This is a genomic window from Marinobacterium sediminicola (genome assembly GCF_022343685.1).
Lineage (GTDB): Bacteria > Pseudomonadota > Gammaproteobacteria > Pseudomonadales > Balneatricaceae > Marinobacterium > Marinobacterium sediminicola.
On record NZ_CP092123.1, the window covers coordinates 3,138,929 to 3,154,624 of the forward strand.

Annotated in this window: 16 protein-coding genes; 4 read left to right on the forward strand and 12 right to left on the reverse strand. The window is 56.8% G+C overall.

Annotated elements, in window-relative coordinates:
- Positions 1 to 113: 113 nt before the first annotated feature.
- The gene (locus LN244_RS14325; RefSeq protein WP_239040454.1) at positions 114 to 656 is read left to right on the forward strand and encodes a glutathione peroxidase; all 543 of its coding nucleotides are present in this window, start codon (positions 114 to 116) and stop codon (positions 654 to 656) included.
- Positions 657 to 664: 8 nt separating this feature from the next.
- Here LN244_RS14325 and LN244_RS14330 read toward each other — a convergent pair whose 3' ends face one another.
- Both LN244_RS14330 and LN244_RS14335 read right to left on the reverse strand, forming a co-directional pair.
- Positions 665 to 1,636, reverse strand: coding sequence for a ribonuclease Z (locus LN244_RS14330; RefSeq protein ID WP_239040455.1), 972 nt, complete (start codon positions 1,634 to 1,636; stop codon positions 665 to 667).
- An 88-nt stretch (positions 1,637 to 1,724) separates the two neighbouring features.
- On the reverse strand, positions 1,725 to 2,015 hold the full coding sequence (locus LN244_RS14335; RefSeq protein ID WP_239040456.1) for an HNH endonuclease: 291 nt from the start codon (positions 2,013 to 2,015) through the stop codon (positions 1,725 to 1,727).
- 128 nt (positions 2,016 to 2,143) lie between these two features.
- Between LN244_RS14335 and LN244_RS14340 the strand changes: the two genes are divergently transcribed.
- Complete coding sequence (locus LN244_RS14340) at positions 2,144 to 3,262, forward strand: DUF5610 domain-containing protein (protein WP_239040457.1); 1,119 nt, start codon at positions 2,144 to 2,146, stop codon at positions 3,260 to 3,262.
- A 9-nt stretch (positions 3,263 to 3,271) separates the two neighbouring features.
- Here LN244_RS14340 and LN244_RS14345 read toward each other — a convergent pair whose 3' ends face one another.
- From LN244_RS14345 to mtnK, 5 genes are all read right to left on the reverse strand, one after another.
- Positions 3,272 to 4,534, reverse strand: a complete 1,263-nt coding sequence (locus LN244_RS14345; RefSeq protein WP_239040458.1) for a GGDEF domain-containing protein — start codon at positions 4,532 to 4,534, stop codon at positions 3,272 to 3,274.
- 143 nt (positions 4,535 to 4,677) lie between these two features.
- A complete protein-coding gene (locus LN244_RS14350) occupies positions 4,678 to 5,601 on the reverse strand; it encodes a 5-oxoprolinase subunit C family protein (RefSeq protein WP_239040459.1) in 924 nt (307 codons plus the stop codon).
- On the reverse strand, positions 5,598 to 6,287 hold the full coding sequence (gene pxpB / locus LN244_RS14355) for a 5-oxoprolinase subunit PxpB (RefSeq protein ID WP_239040460.1): 690 nt from the start codon (positions 6,285 to 6,287) through the stop codon (positions 5,598 to 5,600). Before pxpB ends, LN244_RS14350 begins: the two co-directional genes overlap by 4 nt.
- Complete coding sequence (locus LN244_RS14360) at positions 6,284 to 7,048, reverse strand: 5-oxoprolinase subunit PxpA (RefSeq protein WP_239040461.1); 765 nt, start codon at positions 7,046 to 7,048, stop codon at positions 6,284 to 6,286. Before LN244_RS14360 ends, pxpB begins: the two co-directional genes overlap by 4 nt.
- 27 nt (positions 7,049 to 7,075) lie before the next feature.
- Entirely contained in the window at positions 7,076 to 8,278 is a 1,203-nt protein-coding gene (mtnK, locus tag LN244_RS14365) for an S-methyl-5-thioribose kinase (RefSeq protein ID WP_239040462.1), read from the reverse strand.
- A 127-nt stretch (positions 8,279 to 8,405) separates the two neighbouring features.
- Between mtnK and mtnA the strand changes: the two genes are divergently transcribed.
- Entirely contained in the window at positions 8,406 to 9,422 is a 1,017-nt protein-coding gene (gene mtnA, locus LN244_RS14370; RefSeq protein ID WP_239040463.1) for an S-methyl-5-thioribose-1-phosphate isomerase, read from the forward strand.
- 106 nt (positions 9,423 to 9,528) lie between these two features.
- On the opposite strand, the gene LN244_RS14375 is transcribed toward mtnA, so the two are convergent.
- From LN244_RS14375 to LN244_RS14395, 5 genes are read right to left on the reverse strand one after another with little or no spacing between them, the layout of a single operon-like run.
- A complete protein-coding gene (locus LN244_RS14375) occupies positions 9,529 to 10,077 on the reverse strand; it encodes a 1,2-dihydroxy-3-keto-5-methylthiopentene dioxygenase (RefSeq protein WP_239040464.1) in 549 nt (182 codons plus the stop codon).
- A 13-nt stretch (positions 10,078 to 10,090) separates the two neighbouring features.
- Positions 10,091 to 10,774, reverse strand: a complete 684-nt coding sequence (mtnC, locus tag LN244_RS14380) for an acireductone synthase (protein ID WP_239040465.1) — start codon at positions 10,772 to 10,774, stop codon at positions 10,091 to 10,093.
- 8 nt (positions 10,775 to 10,782) lie between these two features.
- On the reverse strand, positions 10,783 to 11,397 hold the full coding sequence (locus tag LN244_RS14385) for a methylthioribulose 1-phosphate dehydratase (protein WP_239040466.1): 615 nt from the start codon (positions 11,395 to 11,397) through the stop codon (positions 10,783 to 10,785).
- The gene (locus LN244_RS14390; protein WP_239040467.1) at positions 11,394 to 12,188 is read right to left on the reverse strand and encodes an amidohydrolase; all 795 of its coding nucleotides are present in this window, start codon (positions 12,186 to 12,188) and stop codon (positions 11,394 to 11,396) included. Before LN244_RS14390 ends, LN244_RS14385 begins: the two co-directional genes overlap by 4 nt.
- Entirely contained in the window at positions 12,176 to 13,324 is a 1,149-nt protein-coding gene (locus tag LN244_RS14395) for a pyridoxal phosphate-dependent aminotransferase (protein WP_239040468.1), read from the reverse strand. Before LN244_RS14395 ends, LN244_RS14390 begins: the two co-directional genes overlap by 13 nt.
- 215 nt (positions 13,325 to 13,539) lie before the next feature.
- Here LN244_RS14395 and LN244_RS14400 point away from each other — a divergent pair, with 215 nt between their 5' ends.
- Positions 13,540 to 15,696 carry a TonB-dependent receptor plug domain-containing protein gene (locus LN244_RS14400; RefSeq protein WP_239040469.1) on the forward strand — a complete coding sequence of 719 codons (2,157 nt, stop codon included), beginning with the start codon at positions 13,540 to 13,542 and terminating at the stop codon, positions 15,694 to 15,696.

The window sequence follows — 15,696 nt, forward strand, 5'->3', positions numbered from 1 at the left end:
GGCGACTGACGTTCATCGGTGCTTTAAACATAACAGAGGCCGGGGTTGTACGCCTTTGCGCTGAACCAAAATCGTGTTTTTGCGTAAGAGCTTTTATAGCAAGGAGTCCAACCATGAAACCTGTTCTCGCAACCATCTTCGGCCTGCTGTTCTGTCAGCAGGCTGCCGCATCCGAGCCCGACCTCAACGCCCTGCTGGATCATCAGCTGAAACGACTGCACTCCAGCGAAGTAGTCAACCTGAAATCCCAGTATGCGGGGCAGCCAATGCTGGTGATCAACACGGCCAGCCGCTGCGGTTTTACCCCTCAGTTTGAAGGTCTGGAGGCCTTACACCAGACCTACAAGGAGAAAGGACTGAGGGTGGTCGGTTTCCCGTCCAACGACTTCATGCAAGAAGCCAAGGATGAAGCCAAGATTGCCAAGGTCTGCCGCTACAACTTCGGCGTGACCTTTGACATGTTTGCGCCCATTCCGGTACGCGGGAGCGATGCCCATCCTGTGTTCCGGGAGATTGCCCGCCAAACCGGCAAAGCCCCACGCTGGAACTTTTACAAGTACGTGATCAATAAAGAGGGCCAGGTAACGGCTGTGTTCTCAAGCATGACCTCACCGGATGACCGGGAGCTGATTGAAGCCATTGAAGCCGTACTCTGATGACACTTCTAGTCGGACGCCTCGACTACCCTGCCGTCTCGCAGGACCCTGTAGGTCTGAAAATCCTCGGCCATGAACAGGGTCCCTGCAAAGAATCGTTGCGCCTCAATGTACAGCTCATCGACCGATCGATCGCCTCCTCGCCTCGGCCGCAACAGATAACGAGGACTAAAGTGAGTCAGCACCAGCGCAGGGACGCCTGCCTGCTCGGCAAAGCGCGCCACGCGCGCGGCACTGCTATGCTGCGGCTCAGGACCGACCTGCTGCAACACATCCTCGGTGTAGGTCGCTTCATGCACCAGTAACTGTACGCCACGACAGGCTTCTGCCAACAGTTCAGGCCGGTCATTATCCCCTCCGATCACAACGGCCCGTGCGCGGTACGAGGGGATGCAGTAATCCTTGCCTTCAAGCTGACGGCCGTCGTCCAGTGTTACACTCTCCCCCCGCTGCAGACGCCCATAGAGCGGTGACGGCATCACGCCTTCAGCCTCAAGCCTTGCAACATCAAGCTTCAATGGCACCCGAGACTCCTGCAACCGGTAAGCCCAGCATTCAGAACGGTGGCTCAGAGGATAGGCGGTGATATGAAAGCCGCCCTGCTCCAGCGCCAGAGATTTCGATACGTCGATAAACTTCAGCGGATAATCGATGCGCATCTCGGTATGCTCGATCACCGCTTGCAGATAGGCCCACACGGCCGCGGGCCCCACCAGGGTCAATGGCTCGGTCCGACCATTCAGTTGGCAGGATGCCAGCAGACCCGGCAAGCCGTAACAGTGGTCACCGTGCACATGCGTGATCAGAATGGCATCAAGCTTCAGGGGCGAAAGCCGTGTCCGTAACAGCTGATGCTGAGTGGCTTCACCACAATCGACCATCACCCAGGCACGGCCATATTCAGGCTGAACAGCCGTGGCACTGACATTACGCTGACGGGTAGGCGCACCTGAGGAGGTGCCAAGGAAGGTCAGGTTCATAGCATTATCATAACCGCAGATGACTGCGAGGAAAGCCGAAATTCACCAGGGCCAGAGAGGCTCCGGTAACCAGACTGGGCCAAACGGCTCATGCTTGACGCTGCTTCGCGACCCAAGCCACATGCTTCTGCAGCTGCGAATCGGTCTGCAGCTGCTCCAGGGTGTTGTAGTCCCGGGCCAGTGTCATCTCGTCGTAGTGCTTGTGAATACCTCGGTGACAGGCACGGCACACCCAGATGCCCTGATTCAGCTGTTCTCGGGTATACTGCTTGTAAAAGCGCGGCCGACGATGCATTTTTCGTGGAATCAGATGGTGGAAGGTCAGCGCGATCTTGCGGCCACAGAGCTGGCATGGCTCATCAGGTGCGCGTGTTCGCATTCATGTTTCTCCATATAACAGATACTTACGTTTACGTGTTTTTAACACGACAAGATCAACATTCAAGCCCTGCTCCAACCTGCCGATAACTGTGCAATATTCGATCAATCCAAGAAATCGAGCTGATCATGAAAATCCATAGCTCCACCCCACAGATATACTCAGCCCGCCCACAGACAGAGACAGCGCCGGGGAATCGCGGCACAGCGGCTCAGAACCCGACACAGGTTCTGCTGGGCAAACTGGCCGAGCAGATTCCGGGAATGACGGCGGAAAAACTCTCCGGGCTGGATGCCGAACAGTTTACCCCCGACAAGGTTGCCGAGCGCATTAGCGGCTTTGTTGCCAAGGGTCTGGAGGCCGCTCGCGCCCGTGGTGCTTCGGATGAGCGCTTGAACCAGATGTACGAAGCGGCAGTGAAAGGGGTTGAAAAGGGTTTCAAGGAAGCCCGCGACATTCTGGATAATCTCAATGTGCTTAATGGCAGCATCGCGGAGCAAGTGGATGAGACGGAGAAGCTTACCTTCGAAGCGCTGGCCGGCATCGCACCCGGTAGCCGTGAGGCGACAGCACAGGCCGTAATGGGAGCGGCCGAACGTTACCGCAACGCTGAAGACATGTCGCTCACGGTGAAAACCCGGGATGGTGATGAGGTAACCATCAACTTCAGTCGTAATCAAAGTTACGACGCCACCTTCGGGGCCGGGGCTGACAGCGAAGGCAATGCGGTGGCCTGGATGGATGTCAGTCGCAGCGAGAGCAGCCAGTACCAGTTCAGCGTCAAGGGCGAACTGGACGAAGGCGAGCTGGAGGCCCTGCAGCAGATGGTGCGCGATATTTCCGGTGTAGCGGACGAGTTCTTCAACGGCGATGTGCAAAAAGCGTTCGACCAAAGCGCCGACATCAGCTTTGACGCCAGTGAGCTGCAATCCATGGAGCTGAACATGAGTTACAGCCGCAGCTGGGCTCAGGCCAGCACTTACGAGCAGGTTGGCAATCTGGAACAACCCCGGGATCTGCCTGGACTGCGCCTGGGTCAGCTGATGAAAGACCTGGCCGATAGCGTCAGCGCCCCCTCTCTGGGCTTCTTGCAATCACCGGCTCAGGTCGGTCGCGATCTCATGACCGGACTGGTGGAGCAGGACAGCCGCTTCCAGGAAGCACTGGAACAGGTACAAAACGGCTTGCGCAACAATCTGGATCGTCTGCTGGCCGGACTGATGCCCGCACAGGAACAGGAAACCTGAGCCCAGTATTCAGGACTCGGCACCCAATGCCGACAGGCTTTCAATGGCCGGTGAACTCCGGTCATCATCCTTGCCGGACGCATTGATGATGACCCGGTTACGACCGGCCGACTTGGCCTGATAAAGAGCGATATCGGCACGGTTGATCGCATCAACCGGCGAGAGGTCGCCAGACGATATATCGGTCACACCGATACTGACCGTGAACGTAATCCGGGCTTCGGCGTCATACTGGTTAACCTCAAGCTTCTCGATCTGCTGCCTGAGCTGTTCGGCCATGCCCGCAGCCTGCACCGGGCCTGTGTCCGGCAGCAGGATGGCAAACTCTTCCCCACCCAAACGACCAAACAGATCTGTTTTTTTCAAGCTTGCCATACAGCTATCGACCAATGCCTGAATCACTTCATCCCCCGTGCAATGACCGTAGCTGTCATTGACCCACTTGAAGTAGTCGATATCGAGCACCAGCAGCGAACATTCTCCCCCGGCCAGCTGTAGCCGCTGAAACGCCTCCTCCGCTGCTATCATGAAATGTCGACGGTTATAGCAGCCGGTCAACGGATCGGTATGGGCCTGCTTGCGATAGTCGTTAGCCTGCCGCTCAAGACCATTAAATATGGGATGAAACACAAAACGCCACTCCAGAATGACCAGCAGCAGTACCAGCACGAACAGCCCCCAGAGCACTCGGCGCAGCTGTGTCACCGCGTCAGAATCGGCCGCCTTGTAACGCTCCAGAGCCAAATTCAATCCTTGCTGCAAGGCTTCGGTGTTGTGTCGTTCCAGAAAGCGCGCCAGAGGACTGTCCGGAGCCAGAAGTTCCGCCGGTTTCTCGGCCAGCTCCCGGGCCGCTCCCAGATAGGTTCTGATCTTGAGATCCAGTTCATGCTGAGCATCAAAATAGATGGCATCAGCGGCGGCAGCGTATTCAACTGAGGGAGGGGTTTTCAAAAGGCTGAGGTGCAGGTCGTACATTTCGTTGACCGCACTGGCAAGTTGCTGACGAGAGATATCTGATTCATGCCCACCGGAAGAGAGGATATAGCGAAACGCGAGGTGATTAATGCGCTGGGCCTGCATGTTCTGCTGATAGCCCATGTTGACCGTCTGTCGATCCTGATTATTGCGGGTAATCAGACGATCGATAATAAAGTGGCTGTAGGTAATCGCAACGGCGATAAGCAGCAGCCCCATGACATATCCGGCCACTTTGCGCTTGTCACGGCTGATGGCTGCAGCCTTGAAAATACGGCTATTCCCTGTGCCCTGCATTTGAATGTCCATTCAAGATGTTCAGGTGAAACGGCAGACATTATTGTTAATGTAGTTTCTGCCCTCGGATCGCAGATCAGTTTGATGCTTTTTTAACCATTTGTGAAGCACCTATTGACGCACTGATACCGACCGAGCTCCGTTCAGACTCCGAAGAAGCGATAGAACTGCTGTAGCTGCCGTTGAGCCTCATGCAAAGACATGGGAGCAAAATGAACTTCAGTCTGCGGCTGGCATTGAGCCAGCATGAAAGCATCCAGCGCGAATACCGTCCCCAGTTTGGGATAACCACCGATGGTCTGACGGTCTTTCAACAGGATAATCGGCTGTCCATCCTTGGGTACCTGCACGGCACCAAAGCTGATGCCCTCGGAAATTATCCCGTCGACCAACGAGTGTAATTGTGGCCCTCGCAGGCGAACGCCCATACGGTCGCTCTGCGGGCTGATCGTGTACCCCTGGCTGTAGAATCGAGTGAGCATGTCTCCCGAAAACAGTTCTACCTGATGCCCCTCTATGACTCTGAGTGTCAGCGGCTGGGCGTAGTTCGGCCGAAAGCGGCTGGGCACACTGAAGAGACGTCCAGGAGAGTGGGCCTGACAGGGTAAACGATCACCCGATGCCAGCTTGCTGCCCTTTCCATCAAGGCCACCGATCTGCTCACGCATGACTGTAGCAACCGAGCCAAATGTTGGCTCTACCCTGAAGCCTCCCTGCACGGCAAGATATGCGCGCACCCCCTGCCTGGGGTACCCAAATGCCAGACGGTCGCCGGGTTTCAGGTTGATCGTCTGCCAAACGTCCTGCGCTTCTCCGTTCAACGTCAGTTGCAGGTCGGCACCGGTCACAGCAACGCGAGTGGCGATCTCGGCCTCCAGCTGAAGTCCCCCAAAGCAGATCTCGATGGCAGCCGCATCGGGCGCATTACCCAGCAGGCGATTCGCCCAGAGATAGGCCTGCTCATCAGCCGCGCCACCGGTGGATAACCCAAGGTGTTGATAACCGAAACGACCCAGATCTTGAACCAGGGATAGAATTCCCGGATTGAGTACGCGCAGCCCGCTCACATCAGTTCTCCCCCGGCCGCCAGATATTCGGCTTGGGTGATGGGGACAAAGCGTACCCGATCACCGGCAGACACGGGGCAAAGTCGGTCCAGCGTCGGATCAAACATTTTCATCGCGGTGCGCCCCAACAGGTTCCAGCCCCCCGGTGAGGTCAGCGGATATACTGCCGTCTGCTGATCAGCCAGGGCCACCGATCCCCGAGGGACTCGCGTCCGCGGCGTTTCCAGCCGAGGGGTCCTCAAGGCGGTATCCACCTGTCCCATGTAGGCAAACCCCGGGGCAAAGCCGATGGCAAAGACGTGATACTCCCGTGCGGAATGAAGGTGGATCACCTCATCAACATCGATACCGTGCAACTGCGCCACCCGTTCCAGATCAGGTCCAACTTCGGGTGCATAGTAGACCGGGATTTCCACCAGGCGTCCTGTTTCGGCATGGGCGATATCCAGCCCGGATAACAGGCCATTTATCCTGCTCACCAGACCGGCAAAGTCTGTCTGCAGCGGGTTGTAAACCACCATCAGGGAGGTATACGAAGGCACCAGATCCCGCAGCTGGTCGCCAAGTTCACTGGCCAACCGGTCTGTCGCACAGCGAATGACCGGCACCAGCGCTTCATCGATCTGTCGGCCAAAGCGGATGATCAACGCATCCGGACCGGCATTATCGATGCTCCAGTGAATCATGCCTCTTTGCCTGCGTAGAGCTTGTCCAGAGCAGCACGGATATGCTGCACTGCCTGGACCGACTCGGCATTATCGCCATGCACACAAAGGGTATCCGCTTCCAGCGTTACCTGAGTCCCCTCGAGAGTCATCACCACCCCCTCTTTGGCCAGCTGCAACGATTGTTGCAGAATCCGTGCTTCGTCATGGTAGACCGAACCCGCCACGCTGCGTGGCACCAGAAATCCGCGCTCATCATAGGCTCGGTCTGCAAAGGCTTCGAAGAGCAACAAGGCGTCAAACTCCTCGGCGATAGCTCTGACGGCACTGTTATCGGCAGTAGCCATCAGCATCAACGGCAGGCTGCGGTCATATTGCGTCACCCCTTCCAGAACTGCGCGCAGGATGCCGTGATCCTTCATCATGTCGTTGTACATTGCCCCATGGGGTTTGACATAACTGATCTTCATGCCATGTGCCCGGGCAATGCCATCCAGCGCGCCGATCTGGTACTGGATCATCGAGACCACTTCTTGAGGATGACACTGCAGGCTGCGTCGACCAAACCCCACCAGATCCGGATAGCTGGGATGAGCACCGATCAGCGTTCCGGCATGCTTGGCCATCAGCACCGTTCGCGTCATGGTGACCGGGTCGGAGGCGTGGAAACCACAGGCAATGTTGGCCATATCGACCAGCGGCATCACCTGATCATCCAGCCCCATGTTCCAGAGACCAAAGCTCTCGCCCATATCGCAGTTAAGCAGCAGTCGTTTTTCCATCGTCAATGCGCATGTCTCGTCGTGTTATCAGTCGTTGAGCTGGCAAATCAGATCGACCAGCCCCTCCATCGAACTGATTCGGGTACGTTCCATGATCAGCTCGCGTCCCAGATGCAGCGCCATTGCTTCAGCCTGAGCCCGCTGCTGTTCATCCTCGATCATGTCCAGATCTGCCACATGGGCCAGACCAATGGTGCGGCGAATCAGCTCGGTACCGGCAAAACCGAGACTGTCGTGCCAGATGTGCAGCAGACGACGCTGTTGCCAGTGTTCGTTCTGCAGGCTCGGATCCCGGGTGTCTTCACGCATCAGCCGACCGAACTCCTGGCTGAAGTGGTGCCAGAGTTTTTCCAGCTGCACCAGCAGCCAGTCGCGCCAGGCTTCACGTTCCGCCTCATCCCCCGCCAAACGGTGCTGACCACACCAGTTAAGCAGCAGATTACCGATCAGGCTACCGACATCGAAACCGATCGGCCCGAAGTAGGCGAACTCGGGGTCAATCACCTTGGTACTGTTTTCGGTAACAAAGATGGAACCGGAGTGCAGGTCGCCGTGCAGCAGTGCCTCGGCACGGTTAAGAAAAGCATACTTCAGTTCTGCCACTTCTGCCTTGAGCAGGTCGTCCTGCCACAGCGCTTGAGCGACAGGGAGCAGCGGCGGGTTGATGGCGTTGCGCTCGTGATCGCAGAAAGGATCGATGAAAAACAGGTCCTCGGTGATCTTGCACAGATCCGGGTTGATGAACCGCTTCACCAGGTCTTTCTTCTGATGGGCATCCAGGCGCATATCACTGGTATGGAACAGCGTGCGTGCCATGAACAGGCCCAGGTGTTCAGCCAGTTGCGGCAAATGACGGCGCGCAATCAGGGCATGACGCAGGTTCTGATGATCGCCCACATCCTGCATGATGATGGCCGCCAGCGGCTGCTCGTAATGGTAGACCTCGGGTACCCAGTCGCCGGCATGTTCAGCCTCGAGCACCAGCGCCTCAGCCTCGATACGGTTCCGGTCCAGTGACAGGGGCCAGCCTTCACCAATAATGCGGACGTACGGCAGCGCCTGCTTGACGATCACGCTGGCACCACCCGGCTCGGCCACGCGATAGACAAAATTGATGTTACCGTCACCAATCTCACTGACCTTGAGCACGGCATCTTCGGCAAACAGGCGGGTATGGCGGCGAACAAAGGCGATCACCGCGGCATCATCATTGAATTTATGTTCGATCATTGTGGTTCTGTCCATGAATGGATAATGACCGCATTCTGACAAAAAACCGCTCGGGTGTTCAGACTCTTTTCAGATATTCCTATAACCCTTAAGCTCTCCGCTTTTGACCACTGCCGAGAACCGGGCCATGAAAGAGCTGATCTCCACTGCACTGCGCTACCAGAACAATCGCCTTGAACTGCTGGACCAGCACCAGTTGCCGGACTGCGAACGCTGGCTGCCCTGCGAGTCGGTGGAGGCGATGGTGGCGATGATCCGCAAGCTGCAGATTCGTGGCGCGCCGCTGATCGGTATCGGTGCAGCCCTGCTGCTGGCCCACCTGGCCGAACAGGGCTGGAGCGAAGCAGAACTGCGGGAAGCAGCAGCGACTTTGCGTGAAGCCCGCCCCACAGCGGTCAACCTGATGAACTGCCTCGACCGCATGTTGGCGGTCATTGATCAGGGTCCCTCCGCACTCGTCACCTGCGCCGAAACACTGTTTGAAGAAGATGTTGCCCTGTGCCAGCGCATGTCCGAATTCGGTGCCGAGCTACTGCCGGAGAACGCGCGCGTACTGACCCACTGCAACACCGGCAGCCTGGCGACTGCAGGCGCAGGCACGGCCATCGGCGTCATCGCCGAAGCTTTCCGTCAGGGCAAACTGAGCCACGTCTGGGTCGATGAAACGCGCCCGCTGCTGCAAGGCGGGCGCCTGACCGCATGGGAGATGAACCGTCTCGGCATTCCGCATCAGATCCAGTGCGACAGCATGGCGGCCATCCTGATGCGGGATGGTCAGGTGGATGCCATTCTGGTCGGTTCCGATCGCATCGCCGCCAATGGCGATTTCGCCAATAAGGTGGGCACCTACAATCTGGCGGTCAACGCCCACTTCCACAAGGTGCCCTTCTATGTCGTGGCGCCCTGGACGACCGTAGACCCGCATTGTCCCAACGGCCAGGCGATCCCGATCGAACAGCGCAGCGCCGAAGAGATAAAAGGCGTCAGCGGCAGCTTTGGCGACGTTCGCTGGAGCCCGGAAGCATCGGACGTTTTCAACCCGGCGTTCGATGTTACCCCGGCCGAACTGGTCACTGGCTGGATACTGGATACGGGGGTCTATGACCGTGAGGGTATCGTCACGGCCATCGCGGCCAAGGGCTGAGTCGACGACTGTCGATCAGATACGCGGATAAGCCCTGCATCCCTTCAACTGCCCGCTCTGCAAGCCAGGAGTACGGGCAGCTTCACTGGAAGTGACTTGAACCGGCTCAGGCGGCAGGTTCGAAGCGGGGGTGGCGATCGGCAATATCATTCCCGGTGTAGTTCGCCACCCAGCCTTCCGGGTTGTTGAACAGGCGGATCGCGGTAAAGCGGGGGGCCGGCCCCATATCGAACCAGTGAGTGGTGTTGGCCGGTACCGAGATCAGGTCGTTCTTGCAGCAGTGCACCTGATAGACCTTGTCTTCCACGTGCAGGTAGAACATGCCCTCGCCATCAACAAAGAAGCGCACTTCATCTTCGGAATGGGTGTGCTCGCTGAGGAACTTGTCACGCAGGGCCGCACGATCGGGATGATCAGGCTGCAGGCTGATCACATCTACGGTGACATAGCCTTCCTCGCTTTTCAGTCGCTCGATCTCCTTGGCATAGGCCTCGAGGATCTCCTCGTTGGCCATTCCCGGGGTGATCTCGCGATCGGCTTCCCAGCGTTCGAAGCGTACACCGATACCGCTGAGGATCTGTTGAATTTCATGATAATCGTTACTGCTGCCGATCAGTTCGGCGCTCTGGTCAGCCAGAATTTGGATCGCACTCATGCTGTATCCGTCCTCAATCAAGTTCAATCTGGTCAAAGTTTTCCACAGCGCAATGACGCTCGGCCCCTTCCGGGCGCTCGCCACGGACCAGCAAACAGGTCTGCATGCCTGTCACCGCTGCCGCATCCAGCTCCTGCACCACATCTGACAGGAACAGGATCTCACTGGCAGGCCGCCCAATCGCTGCACCGATGCGCTCGTAGGCAACCGGCTCGCGTTTCGCACCGCTGGTGGTATCGAAATAGCCACTGAACAGTGGCGTAAGATCACCAAAGTCGCTGTACCCGTAGAGCAGCTTCTGCGCTTTTACCGAGCCGGAGGAAAAGATGTTCAGTTGCTTGCCTGCGTCATGCCAGCGCTTGAGGCCTTCATAGGCATCCGGGTAAAGATGACCCGTGAAATCACCCTGCTCATACCCCTGAACCCAGATCAGTCCCTGCAGCGACTTCAGCGCCGTTTCCTTCTTGTCCTGATCAATCCAGTGGATCAGCCCTTCGGCGATGGCATCCAGATCATCAACCGCAACACCCAGCGCGCTCGCGGCTTCGGCGACCGCCGGCTCATCCGGATGACTGTGGATAAACTCAACCATGCGCTCACGCGCATAGGGAAACAGCGTCTTGTGGACAAAATCGATATCGGTGGTGGTGCCTTCGATATCCGTCAAAATGGCATTGATGCCGGTGAATGTGGTCATGGCTGTGCTCAAACTCCTGCGCCCAATCGACGCATCTCCAGCTCACAGGCAAAGAGAAATTCCAGCCCTTCCAGATGGCGGCGCGCCTCACTCATATCATGTCCCCAGGTGTAGAGGCCGTGCCCCCGCACCAGGAACCCCCAGGCCAGAGGCTCGGTTTGCCAGCATTGGCTCAGCTCGGCAGCCAGTGCCGGCATATCCTGGGCATTGTCGAGAATTGCAATGCGGATACTGGCATCGTGGGTGTGGTTGCCACTCAGTGATTTCTGCATCTCGTAACCGCTGATGGTCAGCCAGTCGCCCGACTCTAGCCGTGACAGCACCGTAGAGGCCACCGAGTGAGTATGCAACACGGCACCAATGCCGCTATCCAGTTCATACAGGCGGGTATGCAGCAGGGTTTCGGCTGACGGTTTGAGCAGGCTCTCCTGAGGCAGCCCATCCAGATCCACCTGCAACAGCTGGTCTGCACTCAAATGCCCCTTGTGACAGCCTGAAGCGGTAATCAATGCCCGCTCAGCTCCCAAACGAACAGAAAAGTTGCCGCCGGTTGCCGGGCACCAGCCCTGAGCGTCGATCCAGCGACCGGCATCGATAATCTGCTGGGCAGCGGTATCGATCATTGGCTCACTCCCGTCATTTCCGTCAGTACAAAGTCATCTGCATCCTGCCAGGCCGGGAAATTGTGGCGAAACTGTTTCAAGTCTTCACCGTTGAGCAGCCCGGTCTTGATGAAAGGCTCACCGGCCGGACCATCCAGCAGGGCCTGTCCCTTAAAATCCACCAGCAGGCTGTCACCGCTGTACTCCAGTCCCTTGCCGTCTTCACCTACGCGGTTCACACCGGCCACATAGCACTGGTTTTCAATCGCCCGTGCCAGCAGAAGCGTACGCCAGGGATGACGACGCGGCGCGGGCCAGTTGGCCACGCAGAGCAGCAGGTCATAGTCGTCACGGTTACGACACCAGACCGGGAAGCGCAGGTCGTAACAGACCTGCGGCAGGATGCGCCAGCCCTTGTATTCGATGATGCTGCGACTTTCACCAGCCGCGTAGTACTCATGCTCATTGGCCATGCGGAACAGGTGGTGCTTGTCGTAGTAGTGCACCTCACCTTCCGGCGTCACGAACAGCAGGCGGTTACGGTAGCCACTGTCTTCGATTACGACACTGCCGCATACAGCCGCACCCAGGTTGCGCGCCTGCTGCTGCATCCACGCCAGCGTCGGACCGGACATGGGCTCGGCCACCTCGCCTGGTGACATGGTAAAGCCGGTGGTGAACATTTCGGGCAGCACGATCAGGTCCGTCTGACCTTCCAGCGAAGCCAGCAGTGACGTCAGGCGTTCACGGTTGGCAGCCGGGTGTTGCCAGTCCAGATGCGTCTGGACAAGACTGATTCTCAAATTCTGCATAGTCGCTCCGCGGCCTGATCCAGGGTGGTTTCATTTTTGGCAAAGCAGAAGCGCACCAGTTTCATCTCCGGCGGCTGCTGACAGAATACCGACAGCGGAATCGCCGCCACGCCGGCATTCTCAATCAACCAGAGCACGAATTCGGTATCCGGCAAGTCACTGATACGGCTGTAGTCCATCACCTGGAAATAGGTACCCGCCGCCGGGGTGAAGCTGAAGCGGCTGTCCGCCATGTGCGCGTTGAAGCGATCCCGCTTGGCCTGATAGAACGCCGGCAGTGCCTGATCATGTTCAGGGTCTGTTGTCAGATAGTCCGCCAGCGCCAGTTGCATCGGCGTACTGGTGCTGAAGGTCAGATACTGGTGAATCTTGCGCAGCTCTGCGGTCAGCGCTGCCGGGGCAACGCAGTAGCCGATTTTCCAGCCGGTGGTGTGATAGGTCTTGCCGAAGGAGGATACGACAAAGCTGCGCTCGGCCAGAGCCGGATAGCGGTTGATGCTCTGATGCTCGGCGCCATCGAAGACGATATGCTCATACACCTCATCGGCCAGCAACAGAATATCGGTACCGGCTACCAACTCGCTCAGGGCCTGCATATCGGCCGCGCTCAGTGTCTGCCCGGTGGGGTTGTGCGGTGTATTGAGGATGATCATCCGCGTCCGTGGCGTGATCGCACGAGCAACGTCATCCCAGTCGATCGCGAAGCTGGGCGGTGGCAGCTGCAGGTGGATGGCACGACCTCCATTGAGCGTAATCGCCGGATCGTAGCTGTCATAGGCCGGATCAAACAGGATCACTTCATCGCCAGGTCGCACCACCGCTGATATCGCGGCGAACAGTGCTTCTGTTGCCCCCGAGGTCACGGTGACTTCGCTGGCTGCATCCACCCTGCGCCCATAACAACGCTCGACCTTGGCGGCAATGGCGTTACACAGAGCCGGCACGCCACTCATCGGAGCATACTGGTTGGCCCCCTGACGAATATAGTGATCGACCCGAGCAAGCAGGGCTTCAGGACCATCAAAATCGGGAAAGCCCTGAGAAAGATTGATCGCTTGATGCTCTTGCGCCAGCGCAGACATCTGCGTAAAGATCGTGGTACCGACCTTCGGCAATTTGGTTTCAGGGTAGTGCATGACAGACTCGGCTAATGATAGAGGTCAAATAGTACCGGAGACAGCTGGATGCGCTCAACAAATGCTCTGGTCTAACCACAGGCTCACTGTAGAATAGGCTCATGCTGGATTGGATTATTGAGCAAAACGGTTTCATTATCGAAGCCGCCATTATGGCTGCCGTCGTGTTGTATGTGGGACTGAAAATCAAATAATGATGTTATTCCGGAGCTGGAATGATTTTTCGTGGATCACGATGCCCTCTCTATTTGGCCCCGTTACTGGGAATTGGACTTTTTGCCCAACCGTCCCAGGCAAATGAAACCTTTTACCTGAACGAACAGGCTTTTCTCACCGAAATCCCTGAAATCACCTCGGCCACAAGGCTTTCACAACGGCTGACCGAATCACCGGCCTCCATCAGCATTATTACCCGCGATATGATTTCAGCGTCCGGTGCCCGCAACATCCCCGACCTGATGCGCCTGGTTCCCGGATTTCAGAGCTACCATGTCAGTGCCAACAAGTTTGCCACCACCTACCACGGCGCCAGCGACGACTTCCCTCGCCGGCTTGAAGTCATGGTGGATGGCCGCAGTGTCTACCTGCCTTTGCTGGCCACCGTGGACTGGACTTCGCTGGGGATCAATCTGGAGGATATCGACCGCATCGAAGTGGTCCGTGGCTCCAACGTGCCGACTCAGGGTTCCAACGCCTTTATGGGTTCAATCAACGTCATCACCCGCGAACCGGCCGCTGAACAGGGTGGCTATGTCAACGTCACCGGCGGCAGCATGGACACCCGCGAACTGCGTTTTGGCCACACCGATACCCTGGGCCTGTGGAGCTATCGTCTGTCCGGCGGGCACGGCCAGAACGAGGGTTCCGACCTGTTCGAAGACGGCATGAAGCACAACTACCTCAGTTTCAGCGGCAGCTACACACCCACGCTGACCGATACCCTGTGGATACAGGCAGGGGTGGATCGGGGGTATACCGATGTGGGTCAGGCAGATGACGCAGATAATCAATACAATCGCCGTGATCATAATGCCAGCTACCAGTCGATCAAGTATCAGAATCTGTATTCCGATACCGGTACCCTGCAGTTGACGGCTTATCACAATTATCTGGATTTAAGCACAGATTTGATGTCCCGCCAGTATTTGATTGAGGAAGAAGGGATACCGGAAGAGCTGGTTGATGCTTATCGTCAGGTAAACACCTTGCGTGAAGACTCCGAGCATGGCACCAGTCATACCTATGACACCGAGCTGCAAATAACTGAACGTATCAAAAATTTTGATCTGGTTGGTGGCTTGGGATATCGCAGAGAGCAAATCCACAGTGACGTTCTGCTGCAATCAGGCGGCGTTTCAGAAGATCGATGGCGCGCCTTCGGTAACCTCGACTGGCAACTAACACAGCGCTGGAATTTGAACTCAGGCCTGATGTATGAAGATAGCTCTGAGGGCAATGACGCCTTTTCATACCGAAATGCAGTGATGTTTCACCCAAGCAGCCAACAGAGCTGGAGATTGTCATATTCAATCAGTGAACGCCTGCCGTCATTGCTGGAACGCTACGGTAATGCCGCAATCTTTGCCCCCACTATTGCTGGTCTCACCAATGACATTACCGTCTACGACTACGATGCCAGCACAAACCCTGACCTGAAGCCTGAACGGATCAAAACCCTGGAGCTTGGTTACTATCTGGCTTTTGAGGATAACAGAGGATATCTGGATGCTCGTGTCTTTCACGAAAGGATACGTTCAGGCATTTCAAGCGCGTGGCGGCCATATGACCCGTCTACTGATTTTACAGGGCTGGATCGCTTCAATTATCAATGGCTGGAGCCAAATGACCCAGATAATCCATATACTGGAATTGCAGGTTGTAAACCCGAGATTGATGCGCGTGTAAGGCAGCAGGACAATATTTCAGACATCAATAACTCCGGTGTCGAATTCCAGTTCAAGCATCAGCCAACTTCTTCGTTCTGGTATTTACTCAATTACGCCTACACCGACAATGATGTAAAAAACTGGGATCAAGGCCCCGAGTCAGTCTGTAAGGCTTTCGGTCAGGATGATTCTCTAACCCCCTTGCACACCGCATCCCTGATGCTGAACTGGGAGCCCACGGGTGATCTGAACCTGAGCCTGATGCACTACTATATGGATAGTGTTGATTGGCTGGAAGGCGGGTGGCGTAACAGCTACCAGCGCACCGACCTGCGCGCCGCTCACAACTGGCAGCTTGGCGCCGACACCGAACTGGAAGCATCCGTGACGGTACAGAACGCCTTTGGTCCCACCTACGCCGAGTTCTATGAATACAATCTGTTTGACCGACGAGTCTGGCTGCAGCTGATGCTCAGGTACCATTAA

Coding starts and splice junctions, on each gene's coding strand:
- mtnK (WP_239040462.1), bottom strand. CDS start 8,278: ATGATCGAACATAAATTCAATGATGATGCCGCGGTGATCGCCTTTGTT.
- LN244_RS14375 (WP_239040464.1), bottom strand. CDS start 10,077: ATGAGTGCGATCCAAATTCTGGCTGACCAGAGCGCCGAACTGATCGGC.
- pxpB (WP_239040460.1), bottom strand. CDS start 6,287: ATGATTCACTGGAGCATCGATAATGCCGGTCCGGATGCGTTGATCATC.
- mtnA (WP_239040463.1), top strand. CDS start 8,406: ATGAAAGAGCTGATCTCCACTGCACTGCGCTACCAGAACAATCGCCTT.
- LN244_RS14390 (WP_239040467.1), bottom strand. CDS start 12,188: ATGCAGAATTTGAGAATCAGTCTTGTCCAGACGCATCTGGACTGGCAA.
- LN244_RS14345 (WP_239040458.1), bottom strand. CDS start 4,534: ATGCAGGGCACAGGGAATAGCCGTATTTTCAAGGCTGCAGCCATCAGC.
- LN244_RS14360 (WP_239040461.1), bottom strand. CDS start 7,048: ATGGAAAAACGACTGCTGCTTAACTGCGATATGGGCGAGAGCTTTGGT.
- LN244_RS14400 (WP_239040469.1), top strand. CDS start 13,540: ATGATTTTTCGTGGATCACGATGCCCTCTCTATTTGGCCCCGTTACTG.
- LN244_RS14325 (WP_239040454.1), top strand. CDS start 114: ATGAAACCTGTTCTCGCAACCATCTTCGGCCTGCTGTTCTGTCAGCAG.
- mtnC (WP_239040465.1), bottom strand. CDS start 10,774: ATGACCACATTCACCGGCATCAATGCCATTTTGACGGATATCGAAGGC.
- LN244_RS14395 (WP_239040468.1), bottom strand. CDS start 13,324: ATGCACTACCCTGAAACCAAATTGCCGAAGGTCGGTACCACGATCTTT.
- LN244_RS14340 (WP_239040457.1), top strand. CDS start 2,144: ATGAAAATCCATAGCTCCACCCCACAGATATACTCAGCCCGCCCACAG.
- LN244_RS14335 (WP_239040456.1), bottom strand. CDS start 2,015: ATGCGAACACGCGCACCTGATGAGCCATGCCAGCTCTGTGGCCGCAAG.
- LN244_RS14385 (WP_239040466.1), bottom strand. CDS start 11,397: ATGATCGATACCGCTGCCCAGCAGATTATCGATGCCGGTCGCTGGATC.
- LN244_RS14330 (WP_239040455.1), bottom strand. CDS start 1,636: ATGAACCTGACCTTCCTTGGCACCTCCTCAGGTGCGCCTACCCGTCAG.